Annotated in this window: 16 protein-coding genes and 2 pseudogenes; 9 read left to right on the forward strand and 9 right to left on the reverse strand. The window is 65.6% G+C overall.

Going from position 1 to position 25,260, the window contains the following annotated elements; translation table 11 throughout:
- The first annotated feature begins 64 nt into the window (after positions 1 to 64).
- Positions 65 to 9,283: a type I polyketide synthase gene (locus tag AWC27_RS16785; protein WP_085671505.1), complete on the forward strand. Its 9,219-nt coding sequence runs from the start codon at positions 65 to 67 to the stop codon at positions 9,281 to 9,283.
- Positions 9,284 to 9,309: 26 nt separating this feature from the next.
- On the forward strand, positions 9,310 to 9,702 hold the full coding sequence (gene acpS, locus AWC27_RS16790) for a holo-ACP synthase AcpS (protein WP_085671506.1): 393 nt from the start codon (positions 9,310 to 9,312) through the stop codon (positions 9,700 to 9,702).
- Between the two features lie 71 nt (positions 9,703 to 9,773).
- Here acpS and AWC27_RS16795 read toward each other — a convergent pair whose 3' ends face one another.
- Genes AWC27_RS16795 through macS form a run of 3 tightly spaced genes read right to left on the reverse strand, consistent with a single transcriptional unit; the run spans position 9,774 to position 13,325 of the window.
- Positions 9,774 to 11,504: a DUF2339 domain-containing protein gene (locus tag AWC27_RS16795; protein WP_085671507.1), complete on the reverse strand. Its 1,731-nt coding sequence runs from the start codon at positions 11,502 to 11,504 to the stop codon at positions 9,774 to 9,776.
- A 58-nt stretch (positions 11,505 to 11,562) separates the two neighbouring features.
- Positions 11,563 to 12,222: a response regulator gene (locus AWC27_RS16800; protein WP_085671508.1), complete on the reverse strand. Its 660-nt coding sequence runs from the start codon at positions 12,220 to 12,222 to the stop codon at positions 11,563 to 11,565.
- Positions 12,192 to 13,325 carry a MacS family sensor histidine kinase gene (macS, locus tag AWC27_RS16805; protein WP_085671509.1) on the reverse strand — a complete coding sequence of 378 codons (1,134 nt, stop codon included), beginning with the start codon at positions 13,323 to 13,325 and terminating at the stop codon, positions 12,192 to 12,194. Before macS ends, AWC27_RS16800 begins: the two co-directional genes overlap by 31 nt.
- A gap of 120 nt (positions 13,326 to 13,445) precedes the next feature.
- On the opposite strand from macS, the pseudogene AWC27_RS33250 reads away from it, so the two are divergent.
- Positions 13,446 to 13,783 (forward strand): annotated as a pseudogene (locus AWC27_RS33250) (PPE family protein); the annotation flags it as partial.
- A 349-nt stretch (positions 13,784 to 14,132) separates the two neighbouring features.
- Positions 14,133 to 15,488, forward strand: a complete 1,356-nt coding sequence (locus tag AWC27_RS16815) for a dipeptidase (protein ID WP_085671511.1) — start codon at positions 14,133 to 14,135, stop codon at positions 15,486 to 15,488.
- Positions 15,489 to 15,512: 24 nt separating this feature from the next.
- Here the strand turns inward: AWC27_RS16815 and AWC27_RS16820 are convergent, their stop codons facing one another.
- On the reverse strand, positions 15,513 to 16,037 hold the full coding sequence (locus AWC27_RS16820; protein ID WP_245847200.1) for a lipocalin family protein: 525 nt from the start codon (positions 16,035 to 16,037) through the stop codon (positions 15,513 to 15,515).
- Positions 16,027 to 16,350, reverse strand: a complete 324-nt coding sequence (locus AWC27_RS16825; protein WP_085671512.1) for a hypothetical protein — start codon at positions 16,348 to 16,350, stop codon at positions 16,027 to 16,029. Before AWC27_RS16825 ends, AWC27_RS16820 begins: the two co-directional genes overlap by 11 nt.
- 130 nt (positions 16,351 to 16,480) lie before the next feature.
- Here AWC27_RS16825 and AWC27_RS33255 point away from each other — a divergent pair.
- Positions 16,481 to 16,653, forward strand: a pseudogene (locus tag AWC27_RS33255) (hypothetical protein); the annotation flags it as partial.
- 219 nt (positions 16,654 to 16,872) lie between these two features.
- A complete protein-coding gene (locus tag AWC27_RS16830) occupies positions 16,873 to 17,277 on the forward strand; it encodes a hypothetical protein (protein WP_085671513.1) in 405 nt (134 codons plus the stop codon).
- A 16-nt stretch (positions 17,278 to 17,293) separates the two neighbouring features.
- Here the strand turns inward: AWC27_RS16830 and AWC27_RS16835 are convergent, their stop codons facing one another.
- Positions 17,294 to 20,308, reverse strand: coding sequence for an ATP-binding protein (locus tag AWC27_RS16835; protein WP_245847201.1), 3,015 nt, complete (start codon positions 20,306 to 20,308; stop codon positions 17,294 to 17,296).
- Here AWC27_RS16835 and AWC27_RS32195 point away from each other — a divergent pair.
- The gene (locus AWC27_RS32195) at positions 20,301 to 20,477 is read left to right on the forward strand and encodes a hypothetical protein (RefSeq protein WP_245847204.1); all 177 of its coding nucleotides are present in this window, start codon (positions 20,301 to 20,303) and stop codon (positions 20,475 to 20,477) included. The two genes, AWC27_RS16835 and AWC27_RS32195, sit on opposite strands and share 8 nt — an antisense overlap.
- Positions 20,478 to 20,574: 97 nt before the next feature.
- Here AWC27_RS32195 and bcp read toward each other — a convergent pair whose 3' ends face one another.
- The gene (bcp, locus tag AWC27_RS16840; RefSeq protein WP_085671514.1) at positions 20,575 to 21,054 is read right to left on the reverse strand and encodes a thioredoxin-dependent thiol peroxidase; all 480 of its coding nucleotides are present in this window, start codon (positions 21,052 to 21,054) and stop codon (positions 20,575 to 20,577) included.
- A gap of 52 nt (positions 21,055 to 21,106) precedes the next feature.
- On the opposite strand from bcp, the gene AWC27_RS16845 reads away from it, so the two are divergent.
- A complete protein-coding gene (locus AWC27_RS16845) occupies positions 21,107 to 21,334 on the forward strand; it encodes a DUF3618 domain-containing protein (protein ID WP_085671515.1) in 228 nt (75 codons plus the stop codon).
- 85 nt (positions 21,335 to 21,419) lie between these two features.
- On the opposite strand, the gene AWC27_RS16850 is transcribed toward AWC27_RS16845, so the two are convergent.
- A complete protein-coding gene (locus AWC27_RS16850; protein ID WP_085671575.1) occupies positions 21,420 to 23,150 on the reverse strand; it encodes a DUF3556 domain-containing protein in 1,731 nt (576 codons plus the stop codon).
- A 223-nt stretch (positions 23,151 to 23,373) separates the two neighbouring features.
- Entirely contained in the window at positions 23,374 to 24,081 is a 708-nt protein-coding gene (locus tag AWC27_RS16855) for a hypothetical protein (RefSeq protein ID WP_085671516.1), read from the reverse strand.
- Between the two features lie 145 nt (positions 24,082 to 24,226).
- On the opposite strand from AWC27_RS16855, the gene AWC27_RS16860 reads away from it, so the two are divergent.
- Positions 24,227 to 25,135: an alpha/beta hydrolase gene (locus AWC27_RS16860; RefSeq protein WP_139837050.1), complete on the forward strand. Its 909-nt coding sequence runs from the start codon at positions 24,227 to 24,229 to the stop codon at positions 25,133 to 25,135.
- The last annotated feature ends 125 nt before the right edge of the window (positions 25,136 to 25,260 follow it).

Consider the following 25,260-nt stretch of genomic DNA (forward strand, 5'->3'; position numbering starts at 1 on the left):
CCTGGGACCGGCCGAACGAACCGATACGTACAGACGCATATAGAGGCATACAGGAGATAAAGACGTGACGATCCACGAGCACGACCGGGTGTCCGCTGACCGCGATGAAAACGGGCCGCAAAGCACCCATGCTCTGGTCGATCGTCTGACGGCGGGTGAGCCCTATGCTGTCGCCTTCGGCGGCCAGGGCAGTGCCTGGCTGGAGACCCTCGAAGAACTCGTGTCCTCGGCCGGCATCGAATCCGAGCTGGCCACGCTGGTAGGCGAGGTGGAGCTGCTGCTGGAGCCGGTCGCCAAAGAGCTGGTCGTGGTTCGTCCGATCGGCTTCGAGCCGTTGCAGTGGGTGCGGGCGCTGGCCGCTGAAGATACGGTCCCGTCGGAAAAGCACCTCACATCGGCCGCGGTGTCACTGCCCGGCGTGCTGCTCACCCAGATAGCGGCGGTGCGCGCCCTGGCGCGGCAGGGCATGGACCTCATCGCCACCCCGCCGGTAGCCCTGGCGGGGCACTCGCAGGGCGTATTGGCCGTTGAGGCGCTCAAGGCCGGCGGTGCTCGTGACGTCGAGCTGTTGGCGATGGGCCAACTGATCGGCGCCGCGGGGACACTGGTGGCGCGCAGGCGCGGGATCTCGATCCTCGGGGATCGGCCGCCTATGGTTTCGGTCACCAACGCCGACCCGGAGCGCATCGGGCGCCTACTGGACGAGTTCGCCCAGGACGTGCGCACGGTTTTGCCGCCGGTGCTGTCCATCCGCAACGGACGGCGTTCGGTGGTCATCACCGGAACCCCCGAGCAGCTGTCCCGCTTCGAGCTGTACTGCCGGCAGATTTCGGAGAAGGAAGAAGCCGACCGCAAGAACAAGATCCGCGGCGGTGACGTCTTCGCGCCGGTTTTCGACCCGGTCCGCACGGAGGTGGGTTTCCATACCCCGCGGCTGGCCGACGGCATCGACATCGTCGGCGGCTGGGCCGAGAAGGTCGGACTCGACGTCTCGCTGGCGCGCGCACTGGCTGACGCCATTCTGGTGCAGAAGGTCGACTGGGTTGAAGAGGTCACCCGGGTCCACGAGACCGGGGCACGCTGGATTCTCGACCTGGGGCCCGGCGACATTTTGACCCGGCTGACGGCCCCGGTGATTCGGGGCCTGGGCATCGGCATTGTGCCGGCGGCGACCCGCGGCGGTCAGCGCAACCTCTTCACCGTCGGAGCCACCCCGGAGGTCGCCCGGCCCTGGTCGAGTTACGCACCGACCGTGGTTCGACTGCCTGATGGCCGCGTCAAGCTCTCGACGAAGTTCACCCGGCTGACCGGCCGCTCGCCCATCCTGTTGGCAGGCATGACACCCACCACCGTCGACGCCAAGATCGTTGCCGCCGCGGCCAACGCCGGACACTGGGCGGAGCTGGCCGGCGGTGGCCAGGTCACCGAGGAGATCTTCGCCAACCGCATCGACGAGCTGTCCCGTCTGCTCGAGCCCGGTCGCACCTATCAGTTCAACGCGCTGTTCCTGGACCCCTACCTGTGGAAGCTCCAGGTCGGCGGCAAGCGGCTGGTACAAAAGGCCCGCCAGTCCGGCGCGGCGATCGACGGCGTGGTGGTCAGCGCCGGCATTCCGGATCTCGAAGAAGCAGTCGATCTCATCGATGAGCTCAACGACATCGGCATCAGCCACGTGGTGTTCAAGCCTGGAACGATCGAGCAGATCCGCTCGGTGATCCGCATCGCGACCGAGGTGTCCACCAAACCGGTGATCGTGCACGTTGAGGGCGGGCGTGCCGGGGGTCACCACTCCTGGGAAGACCTCGACGACCTGCTGCTGGCGACCTACTCGGAGTTGCGGTCGCGGGCCAACATCACCGTCTGTGTGGGCGGCGGCATCGGTACCCCGGAGCGGGCGGCCGAATACCTGTCCGGCCGTTGGGCGCAGGCGTACGGTTTCCCGTTGATGCCGATCGACGGCATCCTGGTCGGCACGGCCGCGATGGCGACGTGCGAGTCCACCACGTCGCCGTCGGTCAAGCGGATGCTGGTCGAAACCCAGGGCACCGACCAGTGGATCAGTGCCGGAAAAGCCCAGGGCGGCATGGCTTCCAGCCGCAGCCAGCTCGGTGCCGACATTCACGAGATCGACAACAGCGCCTCACGCTGCGGCCGGCTGCTCGACGAGGTCGCCGGCGACGCCGATGCGGTTGCCGAGCGGCGCGACGAGATCATCGCCGCGATGGCCAACACCGCCAAGCCGTACTTCGGTGATGCCGCGGAGATGACCTATCTGCAATGGCTGCAGCGCTACGTCGAATTGACAATCGGAGAAGGCAACTCGACCGCCGACACCGCCGCGCCGGGCAGTCCGTGGCTGGCCGACACCTGGCGTGACCGTTTCGAGGAGATGCTGAAGCGTGCCGAAGCACGTTTGCACCCAAAGGATTTCGGCCCCATCGATACGCTGTTTGACGAGGCCGCGTTGCTGGAGAACCCCTCCGCGGCGATCGACTTGCTGCTGCAGCGCTACCCCGATGCCGAAACCGTGCAACTGCATCCCGCGGATGTGCCGTTCTTCGTGACGCTGTGCAAGACGCTGGGTAAGCCGGTCAACTTCGTGCCCGTCATCGACAAGGATGTGCGGCGCTGGTGGCGCAGCGACTCGCTGTGGCAGGCGCACGACGCCCGCTACGACGCCGATCAGGTGTGCATCATTCCGGGCACCGCTGCCGTTGCCGGCATCACCCGAATGGACGAGCCGGTCGGCGAATTGCTCGACCGCTTCGAGCAGGCCGCTATAGACGAGGTGCTCGGCGCCGGATCCGAGCCGCGCGAGGTCACCTCGCGCCGACTCGGCCGACCCGACGTCACCGGACCGTTGGCCGTCGTGCTGGACGCCCCAGATGTGTTGTGGGCCGGGCGCACCGCCATCAACCCCGTGCACCGCATCGCGGACCCGATCGACTGGCTGGTCAATGATGAACCCCAAAGTTCCCGCGCCACACACTCGTCCACCGGAGCGCGACTGCAGCTCGACGGCCAGGGCGCCGTATTGAGCGTTCCGGTTTCGGACACCTGGATCGACATTCGATTCACCCTGCCCGCCAACACAATTGACGGTGGCATCCCGGTTGTGTCGGCTGAAGACGCCGCCACCGCAATGCGCTCGGTGCTCGCCATCGCCGCCGGTGTCGACGGTCCGGACTCGCTGCCGCCGGTGCAGAACGGAACAGCCACGCTGACCGTGGGCTGGGACCCGGAGCGGGTCGCCGACCACACCGGGGTCACCGCCACTTTCGGTGAGCCGTTGGCGCCCGGCCTCACCACCGTGCCCGATGCGCTGGTGGGCCTGTGCTGGCCCGCGGTTTTCGCGGCCATCGGCTCGGCGGCCACCGAGGCCGGCGTGCCGGTGCTGGAGGGCCTGCTGAGCCTGGTGCACCTGGACCACGCCGCGCACGTGACGGGTCAGTTGCCGGCCGAGCCGGCTCAATTGGGCGTGGTCGCAACGGCTTCGGCGGCCACCGACACCGACATGGGCCGTGTGGTGCCAGTGTCGGTGACGGTCACCGGTCCCGACGGCGCAGTAATCGCAACCCTCGACGAGCGGTTCGCGATCCTTGGGCGCACCGGCGCCGCCGAGCTTTCCGATCCCGTCCGCGCCGGCGGTGCGGTATCCGAGAACGCCACCGACACCCCGCGTCGCCGCCGCCGCGACGTCACGCTGACCGCGCCGGTCGACATGCGTCCGTTCGCGGTGGTCTCCGGCGACCACAACCCCATTCACACCGACCGGGCGGCCGCGCTGCTGGCGGGACTGGAATCGCCGATCGTGCATGGCATGTGGCTCTCGGCCGCCGCGCAGCACGCGGTGACCGCCACCGACGGGCAAGCCCGCCCACCGGCCCGGCTGATCGGTTGGACCGCACGGTTCCTGGGCATGGTGCGTCCGGGCGACGAGGTGGACTTCCGCGTCGAGCGCGTCGGAATCGACCAGGGCGCAGAGGTTTTGGAGGTAGCCGCGCGCATCGGCTCGGATCTGGTGATGTCGGCGTCGGCGCGCCTGGCCGCGCCCAAGACGGTCTACGCGTTCCCCGGCCAGGGCATCCAGCACAAGGGCATGGGCATGGATGTTCGGGCCCGGTCCAAGGCGGCCCGCAAGGTGTGGGACACCGCGGACAAGTTCACCCGCGACACCCTTGGCTTCTCGGTGCTGCACGTGGTGCGCGACAACCCGACCAGCATCATCGCCAGCGGCGTGCACTACCACCATCCGGATGGGGTGCTGTACCTGACGCAGTTCACCCAGGTCGCGATGGCAACCGTGGCGGCCGCGCAGGTTGCCGAGATGCGCGAGCAGGGCGCCTTCGTCGAAGGTGCCATCGCGTGTGGTCACTCGGTCGGCGAGTACACCGCGCTGGCCTGTGTGACCGGCATATACGAGTTGGAAGCGCTGCTGGAGACGGTGTTTCACCGCGGGTCGAAGATGCACGACATCGTGCCGCGTGACGAGCTGGGTCGCTCCAACTACCGGCTGGCCGCGATCCGGCCGTCGCAGATCGATCTTCCGGACGACGAGGTCCCCGCGTTCGTCGCCGGGATCGCTGAGAGCACCGGTGAGTTTTTGGAGATCGTGAACTTCAACCTGCGCGGTTCGCAGTACGCGATCGCCGGCACGGTCCGCGGTCTCGAGGCGCTGGAAGCCGAGGTGGAGCGCCGCCGTGAGCTCACCGGCGGACGGCGCTCGTTCATCCTGGTGCCTGGCATCGACGTTCCGTTCCACTCCCGGGTGCTGCGGGTCGGCGTGGCCGAATTCCGCCGCTCGCTAGACCGCGTCATGCCCCGCGACCAGAACCCCGACATGATCATCGGGCGTTACATTCCCAACCTGGTGCCGCGGCCGTTCACCCTGGACCGCGACTTCATCCAGGAGATTCGGGACCTGGTGCCCGCCGAGCCGCTTGACCCGATTCTGGCCGACTACGACACCTGGCTGCGCGAGCGCCGCAATGAGATGGCGCGCACCGTCGTCATCGAGCTGCTGGCATGGCAGTTCGCCAGCCCGGTGCGCTGGATCGAGACCCAGGATTTGCTGTTCATCGAGCAGGCCGCCGGCGGCCTGGGTGTCGAACGGTTCGTCGAGATCGGCGTGAAGTCGTCGCCGACCGTAGCCGGCCTGGCCACCAATACGCTCAAGTTGCCCGAATACGCCCACAGCACAGTGGAAGTGCTCAACGCCGAGCGCGACGCCGCCGTGCTGTTCGCCACCGATACCGACCCCGAGCCGGAGCCGGAAGAGGAAGAGGTTTCCGCCGGACCTGAGTCCGAAGTTTCTTCGGAAGCCGCTCCGGCCGCACCGGTCGCCGCGCCCGCGGCGCCGTCGGGTGGTCCCCGACCGGACGACATCGCATTCGACGCCGCCGACGCAACCCTGGCCCTGATCGCGATTTCGGCCAAGATGCGCATCGACCAGATCGAGGAACTGGACTCCATCGAATCCATCACCGACGGCGCGTCGTCGCGACGTAACCAGCTGCTGGTGGACCTGGGCTCCGAGCTGAACCTCGGCGCGATCGATGGCGCTGCCGAGGCCGACCTGGCCGGGCTGCGGGCACAGGTAACCAAGCTGGCACGCACGTACAAGCCTTATGGCCCAGTGCTTTCCGACGCGATCAACGATCAGCTGCGCACCGTGCTGGGGCCGTCGGGCAAGCGGCCGGCCGCCATCGCCGAGCGAGTCAAGAAGACCTGGGAGCTCGGTGAGGGCTGGGCCAAGCACGTTACCGTCGAGGTCGCGCTGGGCACCCGCGAAGGCACCAGTGTTCGTGGCGGCACCATGGGCCACTTGCACGAGGGTGCATTGGCCGACGCCGGTTCGGTCGACAAGGTCATCGACGCCGCGGTCGCCGCGGTCGCCGCGCGGCGTGGCATTTCGGTGTCCCTGCCGTCGGCCGGCGGTGGCGGCGGCGCGACCGTCGACGCGGCCGCGCTGAGTGAGTTCACCGAACAGATCACCGGTCGCGACGGTGTGCTCGCCTCGGCGGCGCGGCTGGTGCTCAACCAGCTCGGCCTGGACGACCAGGTCAGCGCCGCAGCGGCCAGCTCCGATGCCGAACTCATCGACTTGGTGACCACCGAATTAGGTTCGGACTGGCCACGTTTGGTGGCACCGGTGTTCGACGCCAGGAAGGCCGTCGTATTCGACGACCGCTGGGCCAGCGCCCGCGAGGACCTGGTCAAGTTGTGGCTGACCGACGAGGGCGACATCGACGCCGACTGGTCGCGGTTGTCGGAGCGTTTCGAGGGTGCCGGTCACGTTGTGGCGACCCAGGCCACCTGGTGGCAGGGCAAGTCACTGGCGGCGGGCAAGCAGATCCACGCGTCGCTGTACGGCCGGATCGCCGCGGGTGCCGAAAATCCCGACCCAGGCCAATACAGCAGCGAAGTCGCTGTGGTGACAGGCGCTTCGAAGGGTTCGATCGCGGCTGCTGTCGCCGCCCGTCTGCTCGATGGGGGCGCCACCGTCATCGCGACCACCTCCAAGCTCGACGAAGAGCGGCTGGCCTTCTACCGCACGCTGTACCGCGACCACGCCCGCTACGGCGCGGCGCTGTGGGTCGTTGCGGCCAACATGGCGTCCTACTCCGATATCGACGCCCTGGTCGAATGGGTAGGCAACGAGCAATCCGAAAGCCTTGGGCCGCAATCAATTCACGTCAAGGACGCGCAAACCCCGACGTTGCTGTTCCCGTTCGCCGCACCGCGGGTGGTCGGCGACCTTTCGGAGGCCGGTTCGCGCGCCGAGATGGAGATGAAGGTCCTACTATGGGCCGTGCAGCGGCTGATCGGCGGCCTGTCGACGATCGGCGCCGAGCGCGACATCGCGTCGCGGCTGCACGTGGTGCTGCCCGGTTCACCCAACCGCGGAATGTTCGGCGGCGACGGCGCTTACGGCGAAGCCAAGTCGGCGCTGGACGCCGTGGTGAGCCGTTGGCACGCCGAGTCGTCATGGGCGGCCCGGGTCAGCCTCGCGCATGCGCTGATCGGCTGGACCCGTGGCACCGGGCTGATGGGTCATAACGACGCGATCGTCACCGCGGTCGAAGAGGCCGGCGTGACGACCTACTCGACCGACGAGATGGCGGCGCTACTGCTCGGCCTGTGCGACGTGGAATCCAAGGTGGCCGCGGCGCATTCGCCGATCAAGGCCGATCTCACCGGGGGCCTGGGCGAAGCCAACCTGGATATGGCCGAGCTGGCGGCTAAAGCGCGCGAAGAGATGTCGGCCGAGGCGGCCGCGGATCCAGAAGGAGTGGCGGAGGGCACGATTGCCGCGCTGCCGTCGCCGCCGCGGCTGGTTACCCCGGCACCGGCGCCGGAATGGGACGACCTTGCCGTCGACCCCGCCGATCTGGTGGTGATCGTCGGCGGTGCCGAGATCGGCGCGTACGGTTCGTCGCGCACCCGATTCGAGATGGAGGTCGAGAACGAACTGTCGGCGGCCGGCGTGCTCGAGCTGGCCTGGACGACGGGATTGATCCGCTGGGAGGACGACCCGCAACCGGGTTGGTACGACACCGGATCCGGCGATCTCGTCGACGAGGCCGAACTTGTCGAGCGCTACCACGACATCGTGGTTGAGCGCTGCGGCATCCGCGAGTTCGTGGACGACGGTGCGATCGACCCCGATCACGCTTCGCCGCTGCTGGTGTCGGTGTTCCTGGACAAGGACTTCACCTTCGTGGTGTCGTCGGAGGCCGACGCCCGCGCGTTCGCCGAATTCGACCCCGAGCACACGGTGGTTCGGGCGGTCCCCGATTCCACCGACTGGCAGGTGACCCGCAAGGCGGGCAGCGAGATTCGGGTGCCGCGCAAGACCAAGCTGTCGCGGGTCGTCGGCGCGCAGATCCCGACCGGGTTCGACCCGACCGTGTGGGGGATCAGCCCCGACATGGCCAGTTCCATTGACCGAGTTGCGTTGTGGAACATCATCGCGACCGTCGACGCCTTCCTGTCCGCCGGATTCAGCCCGGCCGAAGTGATGCGCTATGTGCACCCCAGCATGGTGGCCAGCACGCAGGGCACCGGGATGGGCGGCATGACGTCGATGCAGACCATGTATCACGGAAACCTGTTGGGCCGGAACAAGCCGAACGACATCCTGCAGGAAGTTCTGCCGAACGTTGTCGCCGCACACGTGGTTCAGTCCTATGTCGGTAGCTACGGCGCGATGATCCACCCGGTAGCGGCGTGTGCGACCGCGGCGGTGTCGGTCGAGGAGGGCGTCGACAAGATCCGCCTGGGCAAGGCCGAATTGGTGGTTACCGGCGGGCTGGACGACCTGACGCTGGAGGCCATCATCGGCTTCGGCGACATGGCGGCCACGGCAGACACGTCCATGATGCGCGGCCGGGGCATCGCGGACTCGAAGTTCTCCAGGCCCAACGACCGGCGTCGCCTGGGCTTCGTGGAGGCCCAGGGCGGCGGGACCATTCTGCTGGCCCGCGGTGACCTTGCGCTGAAGATGGGCTTGCCGGTGCTCGCGGTCGTGGCCTATGCGCAGTCCTTCGGCGACGGTGTGCATACGTCGATCCCGGCGCCGGGCTTGGGCGCGCTGGGCGCGGGCCGCGGCGGCCGGGACTCGGCTCTGGCCCGGGCGCTGGCCAAGGTGGGCGTGGGAGCCGACGATGTCGCGGTGATCTCCAAGCACGACACCTCAACGCTGGCCAACGACCCCAACGAGACCGAACTACATGAGCGGCTGGCCGACGCGCTGGGCCGCTCGGAGGGTGCCCCGCTGTTCGTGGTGTCGCAGAAGAGCCTGACCGGTCACGCCAAGGGTGGTGCCGCCGTCTTCCAGATGATGGGGCTCTGCCAGATGCTGCGCGACGGGGTCATTCCACCCAACCGCAGCCTGGATTGCGTCGATGACGAACTCGCCGGGTCCGCGCACTTCGTGTGGATCCGCGACACCCTGCGACTGGGCGAGAAGTTCCCGCTCAAAGCCGGGTTGCTGACCAGCCTCGGGTTCGGCCACGTGTCCGGTCTGGTCGCGCTGGTGCACCCGCAGGCGTTCATCGCCTCGCTGGATCCCGAGCAGCGGACGGATTACCGGCGGCGGGCCGACGCGCGTCTGCTGGCCGGGCAGCGGCGTCTGGCATCGGCGATTGCCGGCGGTGCGCCGATGTACGAGCGGCCCGCTGACCGTCGCTTCGACCACGATGCGCCGGAGAAGCCGCAAGAGGCGTCGATGCTGTTGAATCCGGACGCGCGGCTGGGCGCCGGGGACGCTTACCAGGTCTGAGTGTCCATCCGTTAACCTGGCCACCCATGGGCATCGTCGGAGTGGGGATCGACCTCGTCTCCATTCCTGATTTCGCCGAGCAGGTCGATCAACCGGGAACGGTGTTCTCGGCGACGTTCACCCCCGGTGAGCGCCGCGACGCCTCCGACAAGAGTTCGTCGGCGGCCCGCCATCTGGCTGCCCGTTGGGCAGCCAAGGAGGCGGTGATCAAGGCCTGGTCCGGTTCCCGGTTCGCGCAGCGGCCGGTGCTGCCGGAGGACATTCACCGCGACATCGAAGTGGTCACTGACATGTGGGGGCGACCGAAGGTCCGGCTCGCCGGCGAGATCGCCAAACATCTGGCCGACGTGACGATCCATGTGTCGCTTACCCACGAAGGGGATACCGCAGCGGCGGTGGCCATCCTCGAGACCCCCTAGGGGGCCCGCGAGCAGACGCAGAATCGCATCAAAATCTCCGATTTTGTGCGATTCTGCGTCTGCTCGCGCTACTAGCGGGCCAGGCTGCGGGCGTAGCCGGCGCCCATGCCCAGCAACACCAAACCCACGACGATGAATGCCGCGACCCGGAAGATGCCGTCCAGCGTTGCCAGATCGAACAGGAACAGCTTGGCGGTGGCGGCTGCAGTGAGCGCGAGCCCCGCGGTGATGGGAGCGGTGCGGCCCGCCGGGCTGTGACGTCGCAGCGCGTAGACGAAAAGCGCCGCCGCCATAGCGATCCAGCAGATGGTGGCCGCCATGTGGCCGGCCAGGAACCCGCCGTTGCGGCCGCCGACGAGCACGCCTGCGGTCACGGTGAATGCGGTAACGGCATAGACGATCAGTGCCCCGGCTGCCGCGAGGCAGGCCCGGGCCATCAGCACCGCGAAAGCGATGGCTAGCAGGCTGCCGGCCAGGATGGACACCGCGATGGGCGTCGGGAGCACCGTCGCTCTCATCAGCGCATGCGGTGGTGCGTAGCATACGAAGAACCCGGCGCCGATGATGCCGAATCCTGTTGCGGTCCAACGAGCTATGTCGTCATGGCGGCCGGCGACGGCGACGATGACGGCCAGCGCCAGCAACACCGGGCCTTCGACGTAACCATGGAACGCGACGGTGACGGCCACCAGAGCTGCGATGGCCGACAACGCCGACCAGACTTGAGTGACGACTCGGGGCAGATCGAAGATCAGCACGATGATCAACATCCCGGCGGCCACGGCCGCCGCCAGCACGGTGGCCAGCACCCGGTCGACCCCGATTCCGGCTGCCAGTACCGGGACGGTGCCGGCGGCCGTCAGAACCGCGAGCGTGCCCGCGTTCTTGTTGGACGGCAACAGGATTAGGCCGCTGGCAATGGCGTTGATTGCGGCCACCCCGCAGGCGCCGCCGACTAGCCAGGGATTGTCGTGACGGCCGATCGTCACCAGCGCCACCAGTATCGGCAGGGTGGCCGCCGCCACCCGGGCGGCCAGCATCGACGTCCAATCCTTGCCCAGTTGCACGGGCAGGGTGGCAGCCGAGAGCGCCAGCATGAAGCTCACCAGCAACAGGCCGAAACCGGCGGTGATGACGGGTGCCAGCGCGATGAGCGGCACCAGCACCAACATCCCGAGATGTTCGGAGTCCCATCGCCGGGCCAGGGTGAGTCCGCCGCCGCCGATCAGCGCGGCGAGCAGCAGCCCTGCTGGTGCCGGAACCCACTCGTAAATGGTGGTGAGTGCGATGACATCGAGGTATGCCGTAGCAATACCGGTGGCGGCCAACGCTATTGCGCCGGTTCGTCCGCCGGGCCGGTGTTGTTGCAAACAAGCCACTCCGATGAGCACGATCGACAACGCGACACCGCCAGCCACCCGGATTTCCGGGCGCAGCAGGCCGGCCTGGGCGGCCAGGACCAGTAACAGCACCACGCCGATAAGCGTCACAGCGACCCCGGCGACGGCGAGTAGTTTGCCGATCCAACCGGATTCAGTCGCCTTCGGTTCCCGCGGTGGTGGCGGCGCAGCGGGTCTTGGGGTCGCAAGCACCGGTGGCGGGGGAGTTTGGGGCGGCTCAGGCTGCCAGTAGGGCTGCCAATAGGGCTGCCAGTAGGGCGCTATGGGTTGGGGCGGCGGTGCCGAACCGGAGATCAGGTGGTCAAGTTGGCTGAGTTCGCCGGATACTCGCGACATCTGCCGGGACAAGGCTTCGAACTCCTGGGAAAGCCGACTGATCACGGCCCGCTGCGATTCGGTCATGGGGGCAACCCTGCCGGGACGTGCCTGAGATGGGATGAGTAGGAATACCCAAATGCGGCTAGTCGTCGAGCCCGTGTTCGATGGCGTAGCGGGTCAACTCCACCCGGTTGGCGACTTGCAGTTTTCGGAATGTCGCCTGGATGTGGTTTTCCACGGTGCGATGACTTAGCGACAGGCGTTCGCCAATCTGTTTGGCGGATAACCCTTTTGCGACATACCGCAAGACTTCGGTCTCCCGCTCGGTGAGGCTGGGCGTCGCGGGTCCGGCATCCGGGCTCGCCGCGATGCGCCGGTATTCGCCCAGGACCAGCCCGGCCAGGCTCGGGGTGAACACCGCCCGCCCGGCCGCGGTGGCTCGCACGGCGTCAGCGAGTTCGGCTTTCGACGCGCTCTTGACCAGGTATCCTGTCGCACCGGCCTTGACTGCTTCGAGCACGTCGTCGCGCTCATCGGACGCCGACAGCACCAGCACCCGGGTGGACGGGGAAACCTCGAGTACCTCCGTGGTTGCCCGCACGCCGTCGCCGTCGGCAAGTCGCATGTCCATCACCACCACATCCGGCTTGACCACAGCGGCGCGGCGCCGCGCCGCCGCCACACCGTCGGCGGTGGCCACCACGTTGAACCCGTCGTCGGCGAGGTCGCGAGCAACCGCGTCGCGCCAGATCGGATGATCGTCGACCACCATCACCGTCGGTTCGGCACGCTCAGCTCCCATTCGGTACCCTCTCCCAGCTCGGTGTGCAGTTGCGCAGTACCGCCCATCGACATCAACCGTCCCACAATGGACTTCGAGATGCCCAGCCGTCCCTGGCTGGCCGCTTCCTCCAGCCTGCCGGCAGCGATGCCGATACCGTCGTCGCGGATGCTCACCGTGACCGAATCGCCGAGGTCTTCCAGCAACACGTAAGCGCGGGCGTCGGGGCCGGCGTGCAAGCGCACGTTGTCCAGGGCGTTGCCCACCGCGGAATCCAGCTCGGTAGCGAGCGCCCGGTGCATGGTCACCGGGGTTCCGGGCAAGCTCACCGAGACGCGGCCGGATTCCCTGCGGCGCAGCAGCGTGCGCAGGTCGATTTCCTGGCTGTCACCGTCTTGGTCAATGTCGGTGGAGGTCAACCAGCTTCGCAGGGTTCGTTCCTGTTCGCCGGCGAGTTTCGCCAGTTCGGATGTGGCGCCGCCGATTTCGCTACCCCGCCGGGCGACCAGCGCGAGGACCTGCATGACACCGTCGTGCACCTGCCGGGACAGCCGTTCGCGTTCATCCAGCGCGGCCGACAATTGGGCCGCCCGCTGCAGTTCGTCGTGGGCGCGCAATGCGGTGCGCGCCGCCATACCCACCGCCAAGCCGACGGCCAGTTCGACGACGATGGTGGCGCTGCGCCCCAGGTTGACGTTGAGGTAGCCCTTGACGGCTTCATTGGTGGCCGTCACCGCAACGCCGGCCAGCATGCCCCACGCCGGGCCGAACTGAAGGGCCGCCGAAATGGTGGCGTTCGTGGCCCACAGTGTTGTCGGCCAGGTCTGGTTGTCGTGGGCCCACTGGCTGGAGGCGACGATCTCGGTGGACGCCATGAGCAGCACAACGACGAGAATCTCGGCGATCACCCACGCCGTTCTGCGACCGAATCCACGCAAGTAGACAACCGCACACGCCGCGCTCCAGCCGATGAGCACCCCGAACAGCAGCCACGCCACCAAGGGGTGGCGCAGGTCGGAGTTGATGGCTATCTGGAAGCCCAGCGCGTAGCCGCAGCTCAGCAGGCGGAAGACTTGGGCTGCCCGCCACAGCGGCGCGATCGGGTCGGGACCGTCGGTGGCCATCGGGCCAAGCTTAGCGCTGAGTTGGCCCGCCGATTTCCCCACGAACAAACGATCCGGCGGATTGTCTCACTGCGCCCCACTGCCAATGTCGTTGCCGCAGGCGCCAATCGAGGAGACCCAATGCTGCCCAATTTTGCTGTGTTGCCACCGGAGATCAACTCGTTGCGGATATTCAGCGGGCCGGGTCCGGCCCGTTGCTGGAGGCGGCAGTGGCCTGGGAGGGGCTGGCCTCCGAGCTCGGTTCGGCAGCTGCTTCGTTTGGCTCGGTGACTTCGGAACTGGTTGGCCAGGCATGGCGAGGTCCCGCCGCGGCGGCGATGACGTCCGCGGCCGCACCGTATGTCAGTTGGCTCAGCGCATCGGCGGCGCAGGCGGCGGACGCGGCCGGACAGGCGCGGGCGGTAGTGAGCGTGTTCGAGGCGGCAAGGGCAGCGACCCTCCCGCCGATCGCGGTGGCGGTACGTCCGGCTTCTTCAACCAGGGCGACGATTCGTCGGGCTTCGGCAACCATGGTGATGAGAGCACCGGCATCGGCAACCTGGCTCCGAATGGCTCGGGCGTTTACAACACCGGGTTCGGCGGCTCGGGCGTCGGCAATTCCAGCGATCCGGGGTTCAGGCTTTTTCAACAGCGTCAACAATGGTGGTGGATTCCAGAACTCGGGGTTCTTCAACACCGGAATCCGCAACTCGGGCGTTGGAAACCTGAGTGAATACCCCGCCAGTCTGAGCAGGGCATTCCGGATTCTTCCACCGTTGACGGCTTCGGCGGCCATAGCCCGGCACCCGCCAAGCTAGCCTCGAGACCATGACTGATCTGGTTGAGCGGGTACGCGAGGTGTTGCCGTCGGTGCGTCGTGATCTCGAGGATCTGGTGCGCATCGAGTCGGTATGGGCCGACTCGGGTCGCCACGATGAGGTCCACCGCAGCGCACAGGCGGTGGCAGACCTGTTGTCGCAGGCCGGCCTTGGTGATGTGCGGATCGTCAGCGAGGGCGGGGCGCCGGCGGTCATCGGCCATTATCCGGCGCCACCGGGAGCGCCGACCGTCTTGCTTTACGCCCATCACGACGTGCAGCCCGAAGGCGATCGCGGTCAGTGGGCGTCGCCGCCATTTGAGCCGACGGAACGTGACGGGCGGTTGTATGGCCGTGGTACTGCCGACGACAAGGCAGGAATCGCAACGCATTTGGCGGCACTCCGGGCACATGGTGGCCGGCCACCGGTGGGGGTGACCGTCTTTGTCGAGGGTGAAGAAGAATCCGGTTCCCCGACGCTGGGCCGGTTCTTGGCCGCCCACTGTGACGCCCTCGCCGCCGACGTGATCGTCATCGCCGACTCGGACAACTGGAGCACCGACGTTCCGGCACTGACAGTGTCGCTGCGCGGACTGGCCGACTGTGTGGTCGAGGTCGTCACACTTGACCACGGACTGCACTCGGGGTTGTGGGGCGGCGTGGTTCCTGACGCGCTCAGCGTGCTGGTGCGCCTGCTGGCCAGCCTGCACGACGATGACGGCAATGTGGCGGTGCCGGGTCTGCACCACGGCGACGCCGCCGACGTGGACTACCCGCCTGAGCGGGTACGGGTGGATTCTGGTCTGCTAGAAGGGGTTTCGGAGATCGGCGCCGGTTCGGTGCCGCAACGGCTGTGGGCCAAGCCGGCGATCACCGTGATCGGCATTGACACCACCTCTGTTGCGGCAGCGTCGAACACGCTGATTCCGCGGGCACGGGCCAAGGTCAGTATGCGGGTCGCGCCGGGTGGCGACGCCATCGCGCATCTTGATGCGCTGGAAGCGCATTTGCACCGGAACGCCCCATGGGGTGCACAGGTCACCGTTACACGCGGCGAGATCGCGCAGCCGTTTAACATCGACGCGTCGGGGCCCGTCTACGACGCGGCGCGGGCGGCCTTTCGGCAGGCGTGGGGTGTCGATGCCATCGATATGGGAATGGGTGGTTCGATCCCGTTCATCGCTGAATTCGCCGCCGCGTTTCCACAGGCGCAGATCCTCGTCACCGGGGTGGAGGATCCCAACACCCAGGCACATAGCGTCAACGAAAGCCTGCATTTGGGCGTCCTGGAACGCGCCGCGACGGCTGAGGCGCTGCTGCTGGCCAATCTTGCGGCTACACAGACAGATCGCGCCGCAGTTTGCTGACGTGGCTGGCGGCCTTGATGACGTTCAGCGGTGCCTGCTGAGAGCGTCGTCGGTCACGCGCCGGCCTGACTGCCTCGGTCTGATCCACTTCTCGAGGTCGAACCCCTGCCGGGTCGCTTCAGCGAGGTAAGCCGCTTCGGTGGCGTCGTCGATGTGAGCTTCGCGGGCCAGCAGCCAGAGGCACTCGTGGTCAGGTGTACCGACGAGGGAAACCGTGTAAGCGTCATCGATTTTCAGGACCCAGTAGTCGCCTTTCGTGAACGGGATCCACCTCAGGAACTGCGGAAGGAACGACACTTGCAAGCGTCCCGCCTGGCCGTTCACCGGAGTTGCGCGGCCGATCGAGCGCGACGGTACACCGTCTTTGTTGAGGCAGCGATTGTCGACGCGGACGCTTGCATCGTCCTCGAGTGTGTATTCGGCTGTGATGTCCGAGGCCTCGGCGTCCTCCCATTTGAACGGGCGCCGGCCGATCTCATACCACAGCCCGCGATAGCGGTTGAGGTCGAGAGATTCGACAGAGGTAACGGCGCACTGTTCACGCATCATGGTTTTCGTTCGGCTTCTTGAGCGCCTCGCTCGCGCTGCTGACGACACTGCGGATGAACTCGTACTGCGTCTTCACCAGTTTGTCCGCCATATCGAGGGCGGCGTCGACGATGGTTTCGCGTCTCGACGGATGGTCGTCCCCGTGTCCGGGCAACGACTCTTCGACAGCGCCAACGAACTTGCGCACGGCTTCGATGGCGGTCCGTTGTCCGGATTCGACCGACTTGAGCACTTCGTCGGACAGGCCTGCTGCTCGCTCCGCCAGGTCTGACGCTAGTTCCGCCGGCGTCTTCTTCTCGGTGTCTTGTGACATGATCGGCCTCCAAGGAATGGCTTCAAATAAGCAGTCTCGAATGACTTGGACTCAAGAATGCGCTCAGGTCTCGGCGTTCTATAGGGCCGATGGTCCTTTCGCCTGCTGCGGAACTACCTCTGGACAGCCGGCGCAGATCCTTGTCACTGGTGTGGGGGATCCCCACCCCAGGCACACAGCGTCGACGAAAGCCTGCACCTAGGCGTCCTGGAATCTGCCGCGACGGCTGAGGCGCTGCTGCTGGCCAATCTTGCGGCTATACAGACAGATCGCGGTGACCTGTCGGGCGGCTTTGCGCGCTGAGCTGACGGCAGTAACGCACATGGATGTCAGTCGCGACGGTGAACTCGTGGCCGAAATCGTATGTGCCCGAGAGGCATGACGCGCAGGCGGCGGCGGCAAACGTTTCGAGTTGCGGTGTGCGCGCCGCTTCATGTTATCCCCGCATCGTAGAGATAGCGGAAAGCCGTCAAAGCGAAATAGGTGTTGTCCTAGGTGCAGCCGGGGCGTTAGCTTGCGTCGATGGACGCTGCTCACGCCCTGGGAATTTTGCACGACCTGGCAGCTATCCCGCTACGGGAAAGGATCGGGTACCTCATCGGTATCGCGGTCATGATCGGCGCAGCAGTTGGTGCCATTAGGCGCTGGATGCAACGGAATCCAACAATTCGCGGTGACGCGCTGACGGGTACGGCGCAGGTCCTGTCGATGAAACGGGCGGGTTGGCTTGATAACGACCACCGGCCCTATCTCCGGCTGAAGCTAGGCGTGCAGGTTCCGGGCCAAGAACCATACGAGGTGACCGTGCAGCGGAGTGTGGATAGCGTCTATTTGTCGCGCGTGCAGCCGGGCGCGACTCTCCCCGTCCAAGTAGATCCGGTCAACCCGCAAATCGTTCGGCTCATCTTCGATCAATCGATCGCCTAGCGCTTCGAGCGCGGTGTCAGCCCATCGCCTCGGCCTGCGCCAGGTATCCCTGGAAGTCGGCTGCGAGTGCTTTCTCGCGGAAGCGTGCCAGGAACTGCTGGTAGCCCAGCTTGTCTCCGCTGTTCCAGGCAAGGAGCGCCCGTAACCGCAAAAGCGGCAGTTCGTGCAGGACGAAGCCCGGCTCGGTCGGCACAGCAGCCAGTCTGTCCACCGCTTTCTGCGCTTCGTCGATGTCGGATGGTGTGCCGCGACGGAGTAATGCCTCGCCCAGTACCGCGGTGGCAGGACCACGAAACATCGTCTCGTCGGTGGCGAACTGCTCCTCGACGACCTGGCGCGCCAGAGCGATGGCGCCGTCGAGCTCGCCGGACCTGAGTTTTGCGCGAGCGAACTCGATATCGGTCAGCCTCCGCAATGTCAGGGAAAGTTTCTCGCGAACGATCACCTCGCGCGCTGCGGTCAACGCCTCGATGCCGGCCGCTCGGTCACCCTCGGGAGAGTGCAGTAACGCCGCCGCTCGATTCAGGTATGCGAAGGTGACGGCGCTGTTGTCGCCCGACTGTAGCGCGATCTGCAGCGACTCCGATGTCAACGAGATGTCCTCCGCGTCGGGCACTATAGCGTCGTTTGCCATCGCACTCGCGAATTTGTACGCCTGGGCCAGAATTCGGGTTGTCGCGTCATACGACCGCGCCATCGCAATGCCCCGTTGGATGTCGGCCCGCCATCCCGGCCGGCCCAAGGCCATCGCCGATGCACCCCTCAAACTCATGGCCCAGGCAAGCGGAGATCCGATCACGAAGTTCCCCATGACGGGGTCGCCGTCCGCGAGGTCGATAATGCGCTGCGCCAAGCGCTGGCTTTCGACCACCTCACCGGCTTCCCAATTGGCCTGCGCCGCCCCATAGAGAAGGCCCACGACCATCTCTGGTTCCTCTATCGACTCGACCAGCGCGGCGAACTCGGACGCCATATGTACGGCTTCCCGGTGGCGCGAATTGAACGTCAGCGTGTTGAGGTAGCCAGCCATGCCCACCGCCAGTGACTTCTTGTCGCCGGCTGCGGCCGTGATATTGCGCAACTCTTCGAAGCCAGTGGTTTCTGGAACGCCTCCCACGCGAAAGGCGCTGCCGCACAAGAAAGCCCGCGGTGAGATCCGCATCGCCAAACAGGTGGGATGATCGCCGGGCATTTGGTCGGCAACCCGTGCGGCCTGTTCCCAGCTTCCGCGTGCCGCCCGGATGTCGCGCGGCCCATAACCGGTCGCGGCGCGCATGAACCATTCATATGCCTCGGACAGCTCACCCGCGGACTCGTATTGAGCGGCGATCATGGCCGCCCCCTCACCGGTGGCTGCGGCATTCGTCTGCTCCATGATCACGGCCACCCGCCGGTGCAAGTCCGAGCGCGCGGCCTTGAGCTGCGATTCGTAGGCCACCTTCTGAGTGAGCGGATGGTGGAAGGCGTATTCGGCATCGTCTCCGTAAGTGACCTGGTCGACCAGTTCGGCTTCGACGAGTGGCGTCAGGTCCGTCCGATCGAGCAATCGCTCCAACAGCTCGGCGCGAAATCGAGCACCGATGACCGCTGCGGCGTTCAACGTCCGCTTCGCCGAGGGAGTGAGCCGGTCGATACGGTCACCGATGGCCGCCTGCAAGGTGGGTGGTACGTGCACGTCGCCTACTTCTCGCAGACACACGTAGGCACCCGGGTCGCCCTCGATCTCGCCCCGCTCAGCCAGATCGCGCACGATCTCTTCGGCGCAGAACGGTATGCCCGCCGCGCGGTCGGCGACCACCGTGGACAACCTGCCTACCGACGAATCCGCCCCGAGCAGCTCCTCCAGTAACTCATCGATGTACGAATCACTCAGCGGTGCAAGTACGATGGCCTCGGCTTCGGTGAGTTCTGACATGATGCCCTGATACTCGGGGCGATACGTGATCAACATCGTTGCCCGCATTTGGCGGACGGCGGCCGCGAAATCGCTGAGCATCGACTCGCTGACACCATCTATCCAGTGCGCGTCTTCGATGACATATACGACGGGGTTCGGGCGACCCAGCGAAACTGTCTTGATGAGCTCGATGAGCCGCCGCCGCCCGGCGTCCGGGCTGATGTCTGACAGCGGCATATCGGTATCACGGATGCCCAGCTGCTCATCTAGCAACAGCAGGTCCTCGGCATCGGCATGGGGTGCGGCTGCGCGCACCCGCACCCGGGCGGCTTCTGGTGTGAGACCGCCGATTCCGAACACTGCGCATAACAGTCGCGAGATCACATGGAACGAGATCTCGCGGGTATGCGATTCGCAGTAGGTGGAAAACACCTCAAAACCACGGCTTGTCGCGGCCGAAACGGATTCGCGCACCAACCGCGTCTTACCGATGCCCGGTGGCCCGGACACGGTGACCACGGAGCCGACCCCATCGAGCGCCCTGTCCAGGATCGCCGAGATCGCTGCCGTCTCCGACTCGCGGCCCACGAGGCGAGAATGCCGACGACCGACCCGCCGTTCAGCCGACGCGGACAACAGCCGACGGGCCGGCACTGTGTCCTCGGAACCCTTAATATGGACGAATTCCTTTGTGCCTAAGGAGAAATGGTACTCAACGAGGGTGGCCGTCGACTCGCTGAGCATCACCCCGCCCGGCGGCGCGATAGATTCCATCCGCTGGGCCATGCCGACCTGTTCACCGACTGCGGTGTAACCGAAAGAGCCTGAACCGATCTCACCAGCGATCACCTCGCCAGAGTTCAACCCAACCCGCAGCTTGAGCTCGATACCGTCGCGCCCCTGAACTTCGACGGCAAGGGGCTGCGCCTCCTCCTGGATAGCCAACGCCGCCAGACAGGCACGCACAGCATGGTCCTCCAAGGCCTGGGGTGCGCCGAACACCGCCATGATGCCGTCGCCGGTGAAACTGCCGACGGTGCCCCCGAAACGCCTTACCACTCCGGCGCACCTGTCCGCCAGGTCGGCCATGATCTCATGCAGCCGCTCGGCACCCACCACTGCGGCGATGTCCATCGAGTGCACCACGTCGGCGAATACGACGGTGACCTGTTTGTACTCAGCCGACTTGGTGGCCCGCGTGAGTCGGTTACCGCACTCGCTGCAGAACTTCCCCGTCGGGCTGGACGGCGCCCCACAGGAACCACAGATCAACTGGGACGCGGTCAGCCCGCTATCTCCCTGACTTCCACATGAAGATCGTTCCACCGCTGCTCGACCATGTCCGCCATATCGCCCGTACCACCTTCGACACGAACTTCGTCTATTCCGAACGCACTAGCTCACCCGAACTGGGCCATGATCTTCTGAATATTCGATGCCGTATGGGCAGCCTTGACGTTGTACTGCGCCAGGGCGATCTTGCCCTTGTCGTCGACGACGAAGGTAGACCGGATCACGCCGGTGACCGTCTTGCCGTACATCAGTTTCTCGCCGTAGGCGCCCCAGGCGCTGAGCACCTTGCGTTCGGGATCAGACAGCAGAGGAAACGTCAGACCTTCGGCGTCGCGAAACTTGGCCAGCTTCTCCGATTTGTCCGGGGAGATGCCGACGACATCGATGCCGGCGTCGTTGAGCTCGCTCAGGCTGTCGCGAAAGGCGCAGGCCTGTTTGGTGCATCCGGGCGTCGAGGCGGCGGGGTAGAAGTACACAACTAGGTGGCGGCCCTTGTAGTCGGCCAACGACACCTTCCTGCCGTCGGCGTCGGGCAGGCTGAACGCTGGGGCTTTGTCTCCGGGGGCTAGCCGTGTGGTCTCGGTCACTGCTCTAGGGTAGTGCGGGCAGGGGCACCAGGCTCAGTTGGAGGACAGACACGTGGCGGACCGCGATCCCGACACCATCAAGCAGGAGATCGACGTCGCCCGCGACCAGCTGGCGGCCACTGTTGATTCACTTGCTCAGCGCGCCAATCCTCGCCGTCTGGCCGACGACGTCAAAATACGGGTGATCGCATTCGTCAAGAAACCCGTGGTCACGGTGTCTTTGGCCGGCGTCAGCGCCATTGTTGTCGTGGTGGTGGTGCACCGGGTCAGGAATCGCTGACTCGCCAGCCTGCACCGTAGAGTGTGCATCCAGGCATTCCCGCGTCACTCCTGGGCGCAGAAGTCGCCGAACGCCCGCCGTGGGCTCACACTCGAGTCCGTCGGACATGCACCGGTATGTCATCGGCCCACGGTTGAGTGGTGACCATGTCCTCGACGTCGCAGTAGCCGCGCTCGAATTCCCCGGTCGCCGCATCGACCAGCCGGTACTCCTGCGTCTTGATGTGGATGGGCTGGGCGTCCAGAATCACCACCCGGACCTCGCCCGGCTCGAACCCGCAGCGCTCCTGTAGCGCCTCGATGAGGCATTCGTTATGCATATGCCCGTCGCCGAAGTTCCAGCCGAGCACCATCGCGCACAGTTGCTCGCCCTCGCACAGCACGTAGTCGTCCTCGTCAAAGCCGGCCAGTGCCCGGTGTACCAGCGTCATCAGCGCGCGTCCGTGCGAGTTCATCCCGCGAAAGGCATACCCGAGATGAAGGGGGATCGAGGCGTCCTCTTTGTTGCCGTACAGCCGTTCGAGCTGCAGGTGATACATCGGGCCCAGGGCGCGCGAGCCGATACGGAACTTCTCGTCGGCCGACGGCTTGACGCACCACAGTGTGGTGTCCCAGTTGCCGGCGTAATACCGCATACCGGGCAGGAAGGAAACCTTGCGGGGGTAGAGGTTTCCGACGACGACGGTTGCGGCGATAACGGCGAATAGGACGGCGATGGGCCACGGGTTGCCGACATTCGACAGTCCCAGCTGCGCATGTGCGACGAACAGCCACAGCACCCCGAAGATCATGAACACGTTCCACTCCAGGGGCACTCCCATGGGGAAGGCCAGCAGGATGTTGAGGTGGAACACGACCATCACGAACGCCGCGATGGCCGTCGGCCAACCTCCGTGTGAGAAGAAGAGCACCAGTGGCACCAGCCCCTCCACCGCCGTCGAGAAGTGGGCGATCAAACCGGCCAATGCGCTGGGCCGCAAGTCATCTGGATAGCGTCTGAACATCGACTGCTTGAGAAATCCGGCGGGGATGAACGGGTTGTTCGCCAGCATCGTCGAGATCACGAACGGGAAGTGCCGGTTGAGTTTCGACGTGGCCGCGCCCAGCCAGATCACCATGAAGACCACCTTGGCCCCCACGACGATGTCGGCGCCGGTGAACACGAACACCAGCGCCAGCGGCGCGTATACCTCGCCGCGAGCCGCCAGGAAGATGATCTTGTCGCGCAGGCTGAGCACGGCCAGCACCGACAGGATCGCGATGGTCTGCCAGCGCGGCAGCACCCCAATTGCGGTGCCTAGGGCCGGAATTGGCCCTGTGCCATCGGACACCAAGGCGACGACGAGCAACACCAGCAGCATGCCGTATAGCAGCGCGTCGAACGGGGTTCTGTTGCTGCCTTTGGTCAGCGGCACTCGGTTCGGCCAAGGTGGCAGCCGAATGGTTCCGGGCCGCAGCCAGTACAGAATCGAGCCCATCGGCGGGAAGTAGCGTCCAGCCATGGGGCCGAAGCAGCACCCGAGGCCCACGACTTCGAACAGCATGGTGAAAAGGACGGCCTTTTCGAAGACGATCGGCTCGGTCCACCACGTCACCACATTGACAAAGCCGTCGATGCCTTTGGTGGCCAATGCGAATAACCAGCACCCCAGGATGTACATCACGATCTTCAGGCCGTACATCACGTGCATGATCAGTGGGGTCCCGAAACCGTTCCGGGCGATATGGCGCGCCATCGGCACGATGCGCTCGGCGCGGGCGAGTTTGCTCCACTCGGCTACGTCGACGACGGGCAGGTTGGGCTCGATGAACCCCATTTGCAGCTCCTTCGACACAAGGGGGCGTCAGGAGGAGAAATTACCGCTGCGACCACGAATCCGACAGGATTAACCGGAAGAATCCGATTAGCGGGAGCTGATCTCGCTATCCGGCGTCGCGCCACCGAACCGAGAGCGTGGGGCCGCTACGAATCATTGTTGGCCACAAGTGCTTTGGCGCTGCAGGCCATGCTCTGGGTGAGAAGCGGTCGTCGTGACCTACTCACGCTGTCGAGTCTCCGAGTATTCGCAGGGGTGGTGCGGTGAGGGGGCGCTGAGGGGTGCCGTTCAGTTCGGCAGCAAGGTCGTGCTCTAGCGCCGGTACGCTCATGCCCCGGCGGCGCAGTTCCCTGTCCAGTGACCTGATGAATAGTCCCTCTCCGGCGCGGCGACAGCCTAGGACCGCGTTGTCGTTCATGACATCACGCGTCAAGGATGCGGCGGGGCAGGCGGCAACTACCTCTAGGGATTTGCGAAGGTCAAGTGTCTTTGTCACGCCACAGGATGGCGACGTGCCGATACCGACGATCCCCGCCACGGTGATTCCGGAGCGCTCGTAATCGACGACATCGCGGGCGATTCGCCTTGCCAGCAGGCGGTAAATGAACTTCGTCCATAGCAGGAATCCAGTGAGTAACGGGCCCCGCAACCTGTACAGCACGCTGCCCTTCGAGCCATAGAGAAGCAGGCTGTACCGCTTGAGGACACCGCCCCACGCCAGCCGTTCTGGACATGGCAACTGGTGAATTCCGTACCCCGAGTGGACCAGGTAATCCACGACTTCGCTAACGGCGCCGGCCCTGGTCGCCCCACCGGCGTATCGGGTGTTCTCGTTCAGCAGACAGTGCGACACCAGTACGACTTGCCGGCCTCGGTCATCATGCAGCTGATCAAGTAGTAGCCGCTCCCGGAATAGCCTGCGTCCGCCCATATTGGGCACGCTATCTCTACGAGCCGCCAAGCTGAATGCCTTTTCGCTCGTCTGAAGGAGATTTCCTCTTGGCCGCGGTCGCCACGCAGGCAAGAATGCAAATTCGGATGAAGTCGCTGTAATCCTTGCCGAAACGGACGTGCCTGTGCCTGAGGAAGTGTTCTTCGACTCCGGCGGTGTACGGTGTGCGGCCGATCTATACCGCCCTGAATCCGTCGACGGAAAGCTGCCGTGCGTGGTTATGGGCCACGGTGGCAGCGGCACTAAACGCCTCGGCTTGCCCAGGTACGCGGAAAGGTTCAGTGCGGCGGGCTTGGCCGTGTTCGCGTTCGACTATCGACACTTCGGAGCCAGCGCAGGCGAACCTCGACAGGTCATCGACACGGCCGAACAGCAAGACGACTACCGAGCGGCGGTGCGATGCCTGCGCGGGCGTGGCGATATCGCCCCGGACCGGATTGCTCTTTGGGGTACCTCGCTCAGCGGTGGTCATGTACTCGCGGTGGCGAGCACTGATCCGCGTATTGCGGCCGTGGTTACGCAGGTGCCCGTCATTGACGGCTGGCATCGTGGCCGGGGCCTCCGCGAGTGGCTGAGCTGGAATGTAACTTGGCGCACTGCGCAATTCACCGCGGCGGCGCTTCGGGATGTCGTCCATCAGCGTCGGGGATGGCCGCCCTACCTGGTGCCCGTGGTGGCCGAACCCGGTCGTGTCGCGGTTTTCACGGAACCGGACGCCAAGGCGGCGTTCGAAGCTCTCGGTGGTGAGACCGTCGGGTGGCAGAATGCCTTAGCACCTCGCATGCTTTTTCACCTGCCCCGCTACCGTAGCGGGACCGCCGAAAAGCTGCGCATGCCGGTTCTCTTGTGCCTTGCCGATTACGACGTGCAAGCGTCGAGCAGATTTGCCGCTCACGTTGCTACCCGCATAGTGAATGTGGAAATCCATCATTTCCCGGTGGGGCACTTCGAGGTGTACCTCGGGCCGTTGCGCGACGAAATCCTTGCTATACAAACCGAATTCCTTCGGCGGCAACTTCAATTGGGGACTTGAAAGCGATGCGTCAAAGTGGTGCCTTCCCCCGGCACTCCCGCGATCGGCCCCTCCACAGCGGGCAGGTCCGAGGACTACGGCTTCGCAGACGGTCTGGGTATCACCGAACGGCTCCAAGTCACGAT

Origin of the sequence: Mycobacterium szulgai (assembly GCF_002116635.1) — a bacterium.
Classification (GTDB): domain Bacteria; phylum Actinomycetota; class Actinomycetes; order Mycobacteriales; family Mycobacteriaceae; genus Mycobacterium; species Mycobacterium szulgai.

Coding starts and splice junctions, on each gene's coding strand:
- acpS (WP_085671506.1), top strand. CDS start 9,310: ATGGGCATCGTCGGAGTGGGGATCGACCTCGTCTCCATTCCTGATTTC.
- AWC27_RS16795 (WP_085671507.1), bottom strand. CDS start 11,504: ATGACCGAATCGCAGCGGGCCGTGATCAGTCGGCTTTCCCAGGAGTTC.
- AWC27_RS16800 (WP_085671508.1), bottom strand. CDS start 12,222: ATGGGAGCTGAGCGTGCCGAACCGACGGTGATGGTGGTCGACGATCAT.
- macS (WP_085671509.1), bottom strand. CDS start 13,325: ATGGCCACCGACGGTCCCGACCCGATCGCGCCGCTGTGGCGGGCAGCC.
- AWC27_RS16815 (WP_085671511.1), top strand. CDS start 14,133: ATGACTGATCTGGTTGAGCGGGTACGCGAGGTGTTGCCGTCGGTGCGT.
- AWC27_RS16820 (WP_245847200.1), bottom strand. CDS start 16,037: ATGATGCGTGAACAGTGCGCCGTTACCTCTGTCGAATCTCTCGACCTC.
- AWC27_RS16825 (WP_085671512.1), bottom strand. CDS start 16,350: ATGTCACAAGACACCGAGAAGAAGACGCCGGCGGAACTAGCGTCAGAC.
- AWC27_RS16830 (WP_085671513.1), top strand. CDS start 16,873: ATGGACGCTGCTCACGCCCTGGGAATTTTGCACGACCTGGCAGCTATC.
- AWC27_RS32195 (WP_245847204.1), top strand. CDS start 20,301: ATGTCCATCGAGTGCACCACGTCGGCGAATACGACGGTGACCTGTTTG.
- AWC27_RS16835 (WP_245847201.1), bottom strand. CDS start 20,308: ATGGACATCGCCGCAGTGGTGGGTGCCGAGCGGCTGCATGAGATCATG.
- AWC27_RS16850 (WP_085671575.1), bottom strand. CDS start 23,150: ATGGGGTTCATCGAGCCCAACCTGCCCGTCGTCGACGTAGCCGAGTGG.
- AWC27_RS16855 (WP_085671516.1), bottom strand. CDS start 24,081: ATGGGCGGACGCAGGCTATTCCGGGAGCGGCTACTACTTGATCAGCTG.